10 protein-coding genes, 1 tRNA gene and 1 pseudogene are annotated in these 14,393 nt (G+C 41.0%); 7 read left to right on the plus strand and 5 right to left on the minus strand.

Annotated features, from left to right (window positions below):
* Positions 1 to 20: 20 nt before the first annotated feature.
* Together Q4546_RS17825 and Q4546_RS17830 are read left to right on the plus strand one after the other, a co-directional pair.
* Positions 21 to 97: transfer RNA gene (locus Q4546_RS17825), tRNA-Pro, on the plus strand.
* Positions 98 to 440: 343 nt separating this feature from the next.
* Entirely contained in the window at positions 441 to 788 is a 348-nt protein-coding gene (locus Q4546_RS17830) for a hypothetical protein (RefSeq protein WP_303446754.1), read from the plus strand.
* A 133-nt stretch (positions 789 to 921) separates the two neighbouring features.
* Here the strand turns inward: Q4546_RS17830 and msrQ are convergent, their stop codons facing one another.
* Together msrQ and msrP are read right to left on the minus strand one after the other, a co-directional pair.
* Positions 922 to 1,569 (minus strand): protein-methionine-sulfoxide reductase heme-binding subunit MsrQ, encoded by a 648-nt coding sequence (gene msrQ / locus Q4546_RS17835; protein WP_102439760.1) that lies wholly within the window; start codon positions 1,567 to 1,569, stop codon positions 922 to 924.
* Positions 1,569 to 2,603, minus strand: a complete 1,035-nt coding sequence (gene msrP / locus Q4546_RS17840; RefSeq protein WP_102476121.1) for a protein-methionine-sulfoxide reductase catalytic subunit MsrP — start codon at positions 2,601 to 2,603, stop codon at positions 1,569 to 1,571. Before msrP ends, msrQ begins: the two co-directional genes overlap by 1 nt.
* Before the next feature lie 195 nt (positions 2,604 to 2,798).
* On the opposite strand from msrP, the gene rmuC reads away from it, so the two are divergent.
* From rmuC to Q4546_RS17865, 5 genes are all read left to right on the plus strand, one after another.
* Positions 2,799 to 4,280, plus strand: coding sequence for a DNA recombination protein RmuC (gene rmuC, locus Q4546_RS17845; protein WP_102439758.1), 1,482 nt, complete (start codon positions 2,799 to 2,801; stop codon positions 4,278 to 4,280).
* 206 nt (positions 4,281 to 4,486) lie between these two features.
* Positions 4,487 to 6,421 carry a transglycosylase SLT domain-containing protein gene (locus Q4546_RS17850; protein ID WP_102439757.1) on the plus strand — a complete coding sequence of 645 codons (1,935 nt, stop codon included), beginning with the start codon at positions 4,487 to 4,489 and terminating at the stop codon, positions 6,419 to 6,421.
* Positions 6,422 to 6,720: 299 nt separating this feature from the next.
* Positions 6,721 to 7,632: a MoxR family ATPase gene (locus tag Q4546_RS17855; RefSeq protein ID WP_102439756.1), complete on the plus strand. Its 912-nt coding sequence runs from the start codon at positions 6,721 to 6,723 to the stop codon at positions 7,630 to 7,632.
* A gap of 17 nt (positions 7,633 to 7,649) precedes the next feature.
* Complete coding sequence (locus tag Q4546_RS17860) at positions 7,650 to 8,750, plus strand: DUF58 domain-containing protein (protein ID WP_303446755.1); 1,101 nt, start codon at positions 7,650 to 7,652, stop codon at positions 8,748 to 8,750.
* Positions 8,747 to 10,831, plus strand: a complete 2,085-nt coding sequence (locus Q4546_RS17865) for a DUF3488 and transglutaminase-like domain-containing protein (protein WP_303446756.1) — start codon at positions 8,747 to 8,749, stop codon at positions 10,829 to 10,831. The genes Q4546_RS17860 and Q4546_RS17865 overlap by 4 nt, the downstream gene beginning before the upstream one ends.
* 160 nt (positions 10,832 to 10,991) lie before the next feature.
* Here Q4546_RS17865 and Q4546_RS17870 read toward each other — a convergent pair whose 3' ends face one another.
* The 3 genes and pseudogenes from Q4546_RS17870 to Q4546_RS17880 form a co-directional block, all read right to left on the minus strand.
* Entirely contained in the window at positions 10,992 to 12,212 is a 1,221-nt protein-coding gene (locus Q4546_RS17870) for a DcaP family trimeric outer membrane transporter (protein ID WP_303446757.1), read from the minus strand.
* A 642-nt stretch (positions 12,213 to 12,854) separates the two neighbouring features.
* The gene (locus Q4546_RS17875) at positions 12,855 to 13,541 is read right to left on the minus strand and encodes a hypothetical protein (RefSeq protein ID WP_303446758.1); all 687 of its coding nucleotides are present in this window, start codon (positions 13,539 to 13,541) and stop codon (positions 12,855 to 12,857) included.
* A gap of 738 nt (positions 13,542 to 14,279) precedes the next feature.
* Positions 14,280 to 14,393: pseudogene (locus Q4546_RS17880) on the minus strand (transposase); the annotation flags it as partial.

Consider the following 14,393-nt stretch of genomic DNA (forward strand, 5'->3'; position numbering starts at 1 on the left):
TCTAGCTAAAGAATGACGTTCGGGATATGGCCTAGTCCGGTAAGGCGCTTGTCTGGGGGACAAGAGATCACAGGTTCAAATCCTGTTATCCCGACCAATTCTTCTGCTTTAGCGTTACCCCTTCTTTAAGTTTCTCGTTTGCCTAAATAACACATAAAATCAATACTCATTATTAAGCTCAGAGGCTTAAATTACCTTAATAACTTCATCTGTGCTTGCCATACAATGACAATATCACCACATAATCCCAAGCCTAGATTTAATCCTTAAATCTCACTTTCAGCGCTTTCAGCAAGCTTTGTCACCTAAAGAACTATTCTCTATTGAATATGTGATAGAGATTAGAAATTTGCATTAGCAAATCGGTTATATTGCGTCATCTTTCAACACCCTTGCTTAAGAAGCTCATTAAGCAATTGTCAGCTTTTCGGAGAATCCCTATGCGGTGGCGCGTACTATTAATCACCTTAGCGTACATGTTACTTGGCGCACACTTTTTGCGTTACGCTCAAATGCCATTAGCAATAATTTGTGCAGTGATGCCATTACTTTTGGCTTTTAAAAACAACTTTTTAAACCGAATAATCCAAATCGGCTTGGTATTAGGCACTATCGGGGTATGGGGCGTAAGCACTGTTCAATATATTGATCTACGAATAGACATGGAGCAACCTTGGCTGCGCCTTGCTGCGATTATGACTGGGGTAATGTTATTTAGTCTATTTGCCAGTTACTCGGTCAATGGCTTAGTAAAACAAGCTAGAAGCAAACAAAGCTTATTTAGATAAATGATTTTCAATAAATGCTAGCCATAAAAATACCGACACTTTGCCGGTATTTTTATGTCATCAGCTAAATCTTCAAGCTTATAGCCTTTAAGCTTAAGCGTTCAAAATTCAACTACTCAAAAACCTTAAATATTCAGGTTTGGCTTTTAGCATTCGTATTAATTTTCGGTCTCAATTTTGATTTCGGCATTAACCAGTGACTAATTTGGCGTCTTCTTAGCCATAACAAGCACGCTATCACAGCAATATAAATACTCGGTTCAATAATCTCAGATTTGACCGACCAGTAAAAATGAATGGGTGCCAATATCGCTAACACATAAATCCAATTATGTAATGATTGCCAGCGCCTGCCCATATTGCGCCTTAATGCTTTAAAAGACGTCACCGCTAGCAATAGTGCAATAATAAAGCCGCTAAACCCGACTAAAATGTAAGGCCGTTTAATGACTTCTTCAACTAAAAAGCCCCACGCAAACAGCAAGTCTAAACTGATAAAGGCGCTAATATGTAAACAAGCATAGGCAAATACATATAAGCCAACCAGCCGCCTTGTTTGCAATAACAATCCTTGTTTAGTCAGCTTAGCCAATGGTGAGATCATTAAAGTCACCACCAAAGCATTTATCGCGCCCATACCGGTAAAATGAATAATATATTGCACCGGATCGCCACCAGCATTATCGGTCAATACCAGCATAATTAAGTAAACAACCGGTAAGATAAAACTCAGGTGTAAAAGCCCTTTTAACCACAATAAACCACCCGGGGTTAAGCGCATTAATAATACTTCCTCAAATCGAGATTGTTATATAAACCAGCCACAGACTCACCATAACCATTAAACATTTGTGTTGGAATTCGTTTGGCTGAAAACAAGCCTCCTTCACCAATACTGCGCTCAGAGGCCTGCGACCAACGAGGATGATCAACCTGCGGATTCACATTGGCATAAAAACCATATTCGCTTGGCGCTAATTGATTCCAACTGGTAGGTGGCTGTTTATCGGTAACGCGGATTTTAACGATGGATTTAATACTCTTAAAGCCATACTTCCAAGGTAAAACTAACCTCACTGGCGCACCATTTTGCGGCGGCAAGGTTTTACCATATAAGCCTACGGCAAGAAATGGCAATTCATTCATGGCTTCAGCAATGGTTACCCCTTCTACATAAGGGTAATGTATCCCTCCGCCCATTAAACGGTTTCGTTGTCCAGGCATTTGGTCTGGATCAAACAAGGTCTCAAAGGCCACATGAGTCGCTTTGTTAGACACCCCTGCCATTTTCAATAATTCAGCCAGTGAAAACCCTACCCAAGGCACCACCATTGACCACGCCTCTACACATCTTAAGCGGTAAATACGTTCTTCAAGGGCGAATTTACTGGTTAAGTCGTTCAAATCTAAGGTTAACGGTTTATCCACTAAGCCTTCAATTTTAAGCTCCCAGGGATTAACTTGAAATGATTGCGCATTTTCAAACGGGTCTTGTTTATTAGTGCCAAATTCATAGAAATTATTGTGACGGGTAATTTTATCTTCTGGGGTTAATTTATCATTGATTTGAAAGCGGCTAGGCTTTGTATAATCAATACCTTGCACCGCAAACGCAGGTTTATCGTCGCTGCCAAATAAATCGAACAAACCCGCCTGCACTTGCCCCGGCAAGCTAGCCCCGAGCGAGCCTAGCCCCAAGGCTTTAACGATATTGCGTCGATCCCGAAACACCGTTTCTGGAGTGACTTGATTTTCTTTTAATGCCCATGATGGTGGGTTGGCAATGCCTTTGAAAAAACCTTTCTTTGACACCATAGGTCACCTCATTCAATTATTATCATTTGATATAAATAGTAGACAGTCTAATACGCGTTAAAATTTCAAAAAGTTTACTATTTTGATGTTTTGAGTTTAATAATTAAGCGCTTAAGTATTAATTAGTCCTTTTGAGCCTTGCAGTGTACTGCCCTGCATGAGAATCTTAAGCATCATTTTTTGCAGGTTTTTTGCATGACATTTCCTACAAGTTTAACTATCCCCGAAATTATCGTTTTAGCCGCCGTCGCTTTTTTATCTCTTCTAATTGGCGCACTACTTAATCAGCGATTAACCCGTCAGCGCTGGGAGCAACACAGACAACGCATTGCTGAAGAAATGAGCCAATTAACTGCTGAATTTGAAATTAAACAGCAATCACTTACAGAGCAAATTGATGACAAACAAGATGCGCTAATGCTCACTCAAAATAAGCTCGAGTCATTGATTGGTCAATTAGCTAAAATGGAAGCCTTTGCCGAAAGAGTGCCATTACTAGAACAACAGTTAAACGATGGCCAGCGTAAATTCATGGAAACCCAGCTAGCACTGTCTAAATCTAATGCGATTCAACAAAGCATTCAAGCGCAGGCTAATATCGAAAAAACCGCTTTAAATGACAAAATCGCCTTACTAGAATCAGCCGAAGAAAGACTAAAACTGCAATTTGAAAATCTGGCGAATCGTATTTTCGAGGAGAAGTCAGAAAACTTTAAAAAGCAAAATGTCAGCCAAATGGATGGCGTGCTTGGGCCATTAAAACAGCAGCTAGAAGGCTTTAGACAACAAGTTAGAGAATCCTATAGCCAGGAGCAAACTGAACGCAGCGCCCTTAAACATCAACTTGATGCACTCAAAGAACTTAATTTGCGAATGAGTCAAGATGCAGTCAATCTTACTAAGGCGCTCAAAGGCGATAACAAGCAGCAAGGTAATTGGGGTGAAGTCATCCTTGAGCGGGTCCTACAAGAAAGTGGTCTACGTGAAGGCCATGAATACCATACTCAGCAAGATTTAAAAGACGATCAAGGTAAGCGCTTTAAACCTGATGTCATCGTTCACCTTCCTGAACAAAAAGATGTGGTGATTGATGCCAAAATGTCATTAATTGCCTACGAGCGCTTCTTTAATAGTGAAGACGAGCTAGTACAGCAACAAGCGATAAAAGAGCTGGCTTTATCTATTCGTCAACACATTAAAGGCCTAAGCCATAAGGACTATCACAAGCTACACGGCCTAAAAAGTCTCGACTATGTATTAATGTTTATTCCAATAGAACCTGCATTTTTACTGGCTCTGGAGTCAGATCCTAGCTTAGTGAACTTCGCCCTCGATCATAATATTATGTTAGTCAGTCCAACCAACTTATTAGTAGCACTGCGCACCATTAACAATATTTGGCGCTATGAGTACCAAAACCAAAATGCCCAAAGTATCGCAGCCCAAGCAGGTAAAATTTACGATAAATTATGCAGCTATGTTGACGACATGGATAAACTTGGCCGCGCTTTAGACACTGCCGATAAAGCCTACCAGCAAGCAATGAATAAACTGTCCCAAGGTAAAGGTAATTTAATAAGGCAAGCCCATGTTATGCAAAAGTTGGGCGTTGAAACCAGTAAAAACCTTGATCCTCAATTAATAAATAAAGCCTTAGATGACTCTAAAGAGTCATAAGCGGTTTTAATTCAGTTTTTATGAGCAATTTTTATGAGCAATTATAGCTAATTGCACTATTCTTTGGCTTGAGGTGGCAACACCTTAAGCAAAAATAGACACTTGGCTAATATTGATAATGCAGCTTAATAGATACTATTTATTAATTAGATTCAAACAGTTTGGTTCGCAAAAGATGTCATACTGAGGCGGAGATTCTCATTATTATGCGCAACATATTGGTTAGTTTTGTATTTTTTCAAGGGTTATTGTGGCTGTCAGCTAGCGTTAATCTCGCCCATGCTGAAGAATCAAGTTTAAGCCCCCAGCAACAATTGTATCTTGATGCCCGCAAAGCGCTAGATAAACAACAGCTCAACCAATACCAAAAGCTACGTAAGCAGTTGGGTGATTACCCATTAACTGTCTACCTTGATTACCATGAGCAAGTAGCCGACATTATAAAAATGAGTGGAACTCAGGCCCATAAAGCCATCGAGCAGTTTAATACCACTCCGCTTTATAACGGCTTACGTTATCGCTATTTGAAAAATGCTGGCGAGAAAAAGCAGTGGCAAAACTTTTTAGCCATCTCACCTAACGCCCCTAATGATGTCACCTTGCAGTGTTACTATTACCGCGCTCAATTATCTCAAGGCAATAACAACATCGCTTATGACGGCGCTGAAAAACTGTGGCTTTATGGTCGCTCACGCCCCAAGGCTTGTGATGTGTTATTTAGTCAATGGACCAAGGCCGGTAAAAGAACCCAAGCATTAATTTGGTCAAGAATGTTACTTAGTTTTAATGAAAACCAATATGGCTTAACCCAATACCTATCCAGAAAAATCACCAAAAATAAAGCTGAGGCCGATTTACTAATTTCAGTTTATCGCGATCCCAACAGCCTACGTAATACCAAAAAGTTTTCTTCTAAAACGCCCATTGTGGCGGATATTGTTAATGTTGGGCTCAGAAAACTTGCCAGAAAAGACTTAAAACAAGCGGTAAAATTATATAAGAAATATGATAAAGCTAACCGTTTTAATGCCATCAAAGGCCAACAACTTAATCGTTATATTGTCCGCCGAGCATTAATCAGAAAAGAAGCTGATTTACTGGAACACATTGATGCAAGCTTACCGATTTTAGACTCTGATGACTTATTTCAAATTCGTTTGCGCTGGGCAATCGCAGCGCAAGATACAAAAGCAATCAAACACTATCTAACCTTACTCAGTGATGATGTCATTGATGACTCTCGCTGGCAGTATTGGAGCGCACGCATAAATAAAACCACAGATAAAACCCAAGCAGACAAGATAACGAAGCAACTTAGCCAAGCACGTAATTTTTATGGTTTTTACGCCGCCCAATCCATAAAGGCCCCGCTGGCGTTAAATAATGACAAGTTACAGTCATCGCCACTGCTTGCCAAAAAACTTCATGATGACCCAGGGCTTGCCAGAATTATCGAATTGATTGCCATCGATAAAACCCGCGATGCTCGCAGTGAATGGGTTCATTTGCTGCGCCGCCATGATACCGCGATGAAGGCTGAATATGGCCTACTCGCCCTTAAAAATGGCTGGTTTGATTATAGCGTCGAAGCCAGCATACAAGCCAGACAATGGAATAGTTTGCAATTGCGCTTTCCTAACGCCGCCCAAAACGAATTTGAACAAGCCAGTAAAAAATATCAGGTTGAGATAGATGAAATACGCGCAATCGCCCGCCGCGAAAGTGCGTTTTACCCTTATGCCACCTCGGGTGTGGGTGCGCGCGGATTAATGCAACTCATGCCCGCAACAGCAAAAGAAACCGCCCGAAAAAATAAGCTCAAATTTAACAATAAAAATGACCTATATAAGGTAAATTATAATGTTCAACTTGGTAGCGCTTATTACGGCCAATTGCTCAAACAGTTTGATCAAAATCGCGTGCTCGCCACAGCAGCCTATAATGCCGGCCCCCACAGGGTCACCCGTTGGTTAAAAGAGTCTGACGGAAAACTGGATGTCATGAGCTTTATCGAAACCATTCCCTTTAAGGAAACCCGGGAATATGTGCAAGCCGTACTGAGCTATAGAATGATCTATCAGCAACAAGAGGGTCGCGATGCCCCTATGTTCAGCGAAGCCGAACGCAAGTTTGCTTACTGATAGATTTGACGGCGGCAATGTGTTTATTGGTCACTTTGTCATTAACCAATAGCCATTAGCCTTAGCTTAATAGCTTAGCCACTTTAACGCCGCTTAAGACTTACTAAGGCTGTCGTGAGTAGTGTTCGAAACCGATAACTCACTGCCACGATAGTTAAACTCATCACAGAGTTTAGCTATCATTTTTTATCACTGAATATCTTCCTTTATTATCTTTGGCAGGTTAACGTAAGCCATTCGATGTACTTGTTAGCAAAATAGCTTAATTAGGCCCTTTTTGTTAACTAACGGAGTGTTTAGTGTCAGCAACAAAACTACAATCGCTGTTAAGCCAATTAGAAACGGTATTATTAGGTAAGCCTGAGCAAATCAAACTGGCGCTAGCCTGCATTCTCGCTAAAGGTCATTTACTGATTGAAGATTTACCTGGCATGGGTAAAACCAGTCTTTCTCAGGCCTTAGCCACCTCACTGGGCATGAGCTATCAACGTATTCAATTTACCAGTGACATGTTACCCGCTGATATTCTAGGGGTATCCATTTACCAGCAACAAAATCAAGTGTTTGAATTTCACCCAGGGCCGATTTTTAATCAAATGTTATTAGCCGATGAAATCAACCGCGCCAGCCCTAAAACCCAAAGTGCCTTACTTGAAGCCATGGCAGAAAGACAAATCACCATTGATGGTGAAACACACACATTGCCACAGCCTTTTTTTGTTATCGCTACCCAAAACCCCATTGAGCAATCAGGGACGTTCCCGCTGCCTGAATCGCAACTTGACCGCTTTATGATGCGCATTTCTATTGGCTACCCAGATGAACATGCTGAGTTAGCCATGCTAAAAGGACTACATCAGCGCAGCGATGCCCCGCCGCTCACACAATGCTTAAGCCCAACCGAGCTAATGAGCTTGCAACAACAAGTACAAAAAGTCAGTGCCTCTGATGCTGTGCTTAAGTATTTGATCAATCTTGCCCAATACTCTCGTCAGCAAATCGATGGCAATGGGCTATCGCCTCGGGCCAGTATTGCACTGCTAGACGCAGCTAAAGCCTGGGCGCTATTAAATCATCGTAATTATGTGGTACCAGAAGATATTCAGGCCGTATTTCATTGCGTAGCAGAGCACCGCATAAGAACCAATAGCCAACTGCAGGGGCAAGCGCTGTCAGATCAAATTCTCGCACGCGTTAACCCAATAAGCTAAGCAGAAATTAATTGCAGATGAATAATTCCAAGGCAGCAAAAAAATGGTATTCACGCTTGATCCCCGCCGCGATTAAGCAGCGCTGGTCAAAGTGGCTAGATAAGCGAATACCGGCGAACAAACAAATTACCTTAAGCCATAAAAGTATTTTTATTTTACCCAGTGGCTTTGGCGTCGCTTGGTTTGTGCTGATAGTGGTGCTGTATTTATTTGGCACCAACTATCAAAACAATTTGGTGATCGGCTTAAGTTTATTGCTGGCCAGTGTGTTCCATAGTTGCATTATTTACAGCTATAAAAATCTTGCAGGTTTAACCTTAACAGCATTAACCCCGCCTGATACTTATGCCAACCAAAACTTGGCCTTTCCGATTGTATTATCCAGTAAAATCAACAAAGACAACAGCCAAACCAGCCACCAGCAAATTTGCTTGAATCTACCTAATGAGCGCCATAGCCGCATTACCGATGTCGCTGAAGGCGTCGATACCAGCGTCAGCTGTACCGCGCAATCCAGAGGCCTAGTTAACCCCGGTAGAATTCGCGTCTCATCCAGTTTCCCACTGGGGTTATTTAACACTTGGTCCTATGTGGATTTAAATATCCAGCATATTATTTATGCCGCGCCGCTGGCCACCCATGTATCGTTAACCAGTTTAGATAATGACAATCAAACCGAATTTGAACACGGTAAATTACAACCTGGGGTTGATGACTATAAAGGCCTTAAAACCTTTGTTGAAGGTGAGTCACTTAAACAAGTGGCGTGGAAGCAATGGGCACAAGGGCGCGGCATGCTAACAAAAGAATTTGCCCAACCTGAAGGCAAACCTGTGTGGCTCAGTTTAGACGACACCCTCGGTGATAGTCTTGAACAAAAACTCAGTAAGCTGGCGTGGCAAGTCAACGCCTTATCTCAATCACAGCATGTTTTTGGCTTGGTATTAAACCAGCAAATTATCGAGCAAGACAGCGGCGAGTCACATCGAAAACAATGTCAGCAAATGATTGCGCTTTATGGCTCAGCAGCTCAGCCAACTGTTACACCTGAGTCAACAAATACACCTGAGTCAACGTCAGCATTTACTGATAAACACCCAGTGGGGAGCAGAAAATGACCCAAGGCTCAAAGGCGTTAAAACATCAGTTAAATGACCCATTTAATGAGAACATTGGTCGTAATACCCTCTTTTGGTTATTGATTACCAATGTAGTGGTGCTATCACCGTTATACCAGCATGCCACTTTATGGAGCATCGGCATTTGTGCCATTTGCTTTGTGTGGCGTGTGGGGATTTACCTTGGCAAGGTGGCGGCGCCGCCCAAAGTATTAGTCACAGGGCTAGCCATTGGCGCCGCTGTCACCTTGGCTTTAGTATCACAGGAAATTGGTTTACTAAACGCATTAGTTAATTTGTTACTGCTCGGCTATGCCCTTAAATACATCGAAATGCGCCAAGTGCGCGATGTTAAAGTCGTGGTTTTGGTGGGCTTTTTCTTAATCGGTTTTGCGCTATTAGATCGTCAATCCATACTCGACACCCTGCAACTAAGCTTTGTCGTCATCATTAATACCTGTGTCTTAATCAGTATTTATCAGCATTCAAGTCGCAAGGTGAACTTTCGCTTCGGGATGAAATTGTTTGCCCAAAGCTTGCCTTTAGCCATACTGCTTTTTGTGGTATTTCCAAGGCTGCCACCATTGTGGTTAGCCCCCAGCATGAAAAACGCCACTACCGGTCTGTCAGATGAAATAGCATTAGGGGATATCAGTAAGTTAACCCGCTCGCCGGATTTGGCATTTAGAGTCGGTTTTGAAAATGAACTCAACAACACCGATAAGCAGCAACTCATTAGCAATGAGCAACTGTATTGGCGCACACTGGTCATGGAAAACTACGATGGTCAGCGCTGGAGTCAGTCGCCTTATCGTAAAAATGAACAGCGTAGCGCCTATGGCAATAAACCTAAGCGCGCTGAGCCCAATGCTGCAGGTCTTGCGGCGCCATTAAATTATCAAGTGATCACCGAGCCGACCTATCAAAAATGGTTGTTTGGTTTAGATCAGGCCTTTAGCCAATCTGAGCACATTGTCGAGTTATCCGACTTTAGGCTATTCTCACTGCGCAACATTGATCAACGCTTAAGTTACCAAGTGAGCTCTTATCCAAGTCGCGATCTTGATGCCAAACTCGCGCCAGACATCAGCAAGATAAATTTGGCCATTCCTAATAATAGCAATCCACAAACTCGCCAGTTGGCAGCCCAATTTGCTAAGGATTACCCACAGCCAGCAGCCCGCATCAATGCCATGATGGGTTACTTTGCCGAGCAAGCTTTTTACTACACCTTAAGCCCGCCAAAGCTTGGCCAGCAGCAAATAGATGACTTTTTATTTACTAACCAAGCGGGCTTTTGCTCCCACTACGCTTCAGCGCTAGTATTTCTCGCCCGTTCAAGTGGCATACCAGCCAGATTGGTCACCGGTTACCAAGGCGGCGAATATAACCCCAAAGCCGGTTATTACAGCATTTATCAATACATGGCCCATGCATGGACTGAAGTTTGGCTTGAAGGCCAAGGCTGGGTAAGGTTTGACCCCACCGCCATGATTGCCCCAGAGCGAGTATTAGACGGCTTTGATGCCACGTTTACAGGCCAAGACAGTTACTTACAAGACAGCCTATTTACCAGTTTACAGGTCAAAAATATTCCGTGGTTAAACAATATTCGCCTGCAACTGGCGAGCATCGATTTTTACTGGAGTGTGTGGGTACTGGGTTTTGATGAGCAGCGCCAGCAACAAGTATTAGCCAAACTCCTTGGCAATGTCAGCAGCAGTAAAGTGGCTATTATGATGATCATCTGCTTTATCATCATTGCCCTTATCATTGCCTATTTTGCTGGCGTGTTTAAACTGCAGCCCAAACAAGATCCTTGCATCAAACGCTATAACCTTATTTGCGCAAAGCTTGCGAATAAAGGATTTCAACGTGATGCGATGCCACCACAAGCTTATGCCCAGTTTATTCATCAAGCATTTAGTGAGCAGCAACCACAACTGGTGGCTAATTTTGACAAAATGACTGAACACTTTATAGCCTTGCAATATCAACCTTTGAGCGCTAAACAAGTTGTTTTGCACCAAAGGTTGTTTAAACGCTACTTTAGTAAGCTGAAAAGGAATTTAATGAATTAATGTGGTAATCAAAGGCCATTTGTTTATTTTTAACATAGTATATAACAAGGCTAGCTTACTATCGGCCTGTAAACGTACTTAAAATCGAGCCTGACTGCTGTCAGGCTCATGTTATGTCTCTGTTCTCGCTATATCTCTATTCTCACTAATTATAAGTAAACTAAAGCACGTATTTAGCAGAAAACATCACCCGATTAAGTTCGCCTTCAATACCGTTTTCTTTACTGTTTTTGGCGTACATATATTCAACACCCACAGTTAATGGTTTCACGGGTGAATAAAGTAAATTCACATAACCAGAATATGAGTCTTTATCAACATTTTCGCCCATCAAACTGACATCATTATCCGCACTAAATGCAGACGCTGTCACACTGGTACGCCATTGGTCATTCCACCAATGGCGATAAGCAATAAAACCACCATAAGAGGTAATCGCCTCAATATCGCCATCGGCATCGATAACTCCCGCATTGACATAATTGAGCGCCATATATCGGCCAAGACCTTCACCATAAGTCGCAGTAAATTTAATATCATCTGCACCTACGGGTAAAATACCGCTAAAACTAACGCCGTAACCCAAAGCCGTTGCATCAAATTGAGTATCGCTAATGCGAGTTTCAATATTGAGTTGCCTTGCAATACCAGCAACAGACAATTTAGCACCAGCCTCTGTTTTGAAGTTATAGCGTGCAACAACATCAGGTACCATGCCACTACCGCTCAGAATGCGGCTAGGGCTTTGGTAACCATTTAAGGTGGTTTCAGGGTTTTCTACAGATAATTGAAAGCCGCCATTGGTATAGCGTATTTGAGTTTGGCGTACAAATGGGGTGCCTTCTGCAGCGCCAACAAAATCGAGGTTCTCAGGTAAAGCGGCTGGATTTTGAAAAGTGGTCCATGATTGACCAACAGTCCAATTATCAAAACTCACAAATGCATGACGAATACGTGGCGAATAACTGTTGGACACTCGTTCGTTACCGTCAGCATGAGTCATAAAATCCAGTTCGATAAAGCCGGTTAACTTATGGTCATCAATATCTGTAATCGTTTTAAAGTTAAATCGTGTTTCTCTCGCCTGAAAATCGACCACCTGATTTCCGTTACCCTCTACGCCATATATTGTCCCAGGCACATAAAACTGCCTAGAAATAGACCCTGAATCTGGTGCACCATGGCTATAATCACTGAACATGGTGTCGACTTTAATGTAACCACCAAATTGTACATCGGTATTTTCAATAACTGCCGCGTTTGCACCAGTCACAGAAAGCGCACTCCCAATCAATACGCCAATTAAATTCAATCCTATTTTGGTATGATTAAATTGACTATTTGCCGAGTTTTTATTGTTTCGAAATAAACGTTTTTTCATCACATCACCATTATTTTTATTGTTAAAAAAACCTTCTCTAATAATTAAGCTTTAAAGAAGGTGCCTCACAGAGAAACTATGTGTAATCAATGATGTGATCATAGAACTGGAATGAATTCCAAAACGAGGATTGCAATAGGGTTTGGAAAAAACAACCAAGCTATAACCAATAAGTTAAATCTTGGTTCCATAATTGTATTTAAAGTGACAACGGTAGCATTTTGACATTAATGCCAGAATGTGGACTAACGCTTATTAAATAAAGAAGTAAATCTACTGGGGATTGGCTGATAACTTTCAGGCATTTAGAGAGCATTTTATTACGCTGTTATACCAACCTTTGCCGATGAAACACCTTATGTTTCACCAACGATTGGTTAAGCGGTATTTTAGGAAGGTTAAGATGAATTGGTTGGGTTGATTTGTTTTTTAATTGCATCTTATAGAGCTTAAGAGCTGAATAATATATAGCCATCCATTATTTTGAAGTTATAACATAAAGCTAGAGTGGGTGAGCTAATTAATGAACTACAACCTTCTTTGAAAAATTATTTTCAAAGAAGGTTGAATACCGAGGCCTAACCCCGCACGAGCTTTGAAATTTGCGAGCTGGACAACGATTTGGGGATAAGGACTGTTTAATCACGATAGGCCATGATTACGGTTTTTGTTAATTGTAATTACATAGTAAGTGGCAAAAGGTCGAATGAACTGCCAGACAAGCAGTAACGATGCTAACGGAAAAAACAAGCTATAAATGTTGAAGTCCGCATGGCCCTTGGCAGCATCTATCATCCATTGGGAAAACGCTGACGTGGCAAAAAAACTATAACCAATCACAAATAACATTATAAACTGCGCTTTACCTTCAATAAATAATGCCAATACTCTGCCGAATGTGGGCAGTTTTCCGCCTTGAGAAGCTTCATGCATTGGCATTTGTTTAAGTTTAGACCGAGCAATGACAAAAATGATTAAAGCGAACAAAGGTATTAATACAAAGAGGGCCCACTGCAAGATATAAAGGTCAGCAATTTCACGCTTAGCAACTGTTCTATAGTTCATTTCTGCATCAGAAAAAGGACCTAATTTTAATAATTCCCAATAAAATTCTAAGTTTTCCATGTGAATATAAGGCATTCTGAATTGCTCGAACCACATAAATAACGTAAATAGTCCAAGGTATAAAGCCAGTAATGAATTAACAGCTAGAGTCTCAGTTGATTTTCTTTGTGCGATTGAAGGCGTTATTGAAGTGTTAGTTTGAGCTGTAATACATGCACGAAAAAACATACTAATATTGTGAATATGATACTGCTTAAAAGGCATATTAATCTCTATTTTTAATTTGAAAAATTTATCCTCAAAGCATTATATGATAATTCTATATCAATGAAATAATTATGGTTTACCTTACTGTCACCTCCTATTATCAACTAGATATTCGTTAAGTTATATGGCTTTATGTGTCGATGACGTAATAGCTTTTCGTGCGGATTTTGACATTTGTTTTGAAAGTTGTTGGGTTTTCTTTACTTATTCTTACTTTGATCACCCACACTAAAAAACCTAATTCATTTTGGGCCAATACAGAGTTTGACAAAAATATAAAGCCACCCATTACTCTAAATTTATAACATAACGCCTTCGTGAGTTGCCTGACAAAAATATAAAGCCACCCATTACTCTAAATTTATAACATAACGCCTTCGTGAGTTGCCAACACCAAAATTCATTTACTGATGGACGATCCCTGTCAAAGGACTGAATATTTCACCATTAATCACCAAAAATAACTCATAAACTAAATTCAACACAGCAAAAAAGCTTGATATCTATCAAGTGGGAAATGCTTTTATAAAAAAATATAAAGCCACCCATTACTTTAAACTTATAACATAACGCCTTCGTGAGTTGCCAACACCAAAATTCATTTACTGATGGCCAAAGGACTGAATATTCACCATTAATCACCAATAATAACTCATAAACTAAATTCAACACAGCAAAAAAGCTTGATATCTATCAAGTGGGAAATGCTTTTATTTGAAATTATGAAATGGTGTATTAAGCGCACAACCAGCGCTGACAGTTAGCTGCCCCCTGTCGTCGTTTTAGGTCTAAATGCTCACAATAATCTGTTAATGCAGGCAACGCCCCCACCGCACCTTTGAATAAAGC

The sequence above is a fragment of the Shewanella sp. 4_MG-2023 genome, assembly GCF_030548015.1.
In the GTDB taxonomy this organism is placed as follows: domain Bacteria; phylum Pseudomonadota; class Gammaproteobacteria; order Enterobacterales; family Shewanellaceae; genus Shewanella.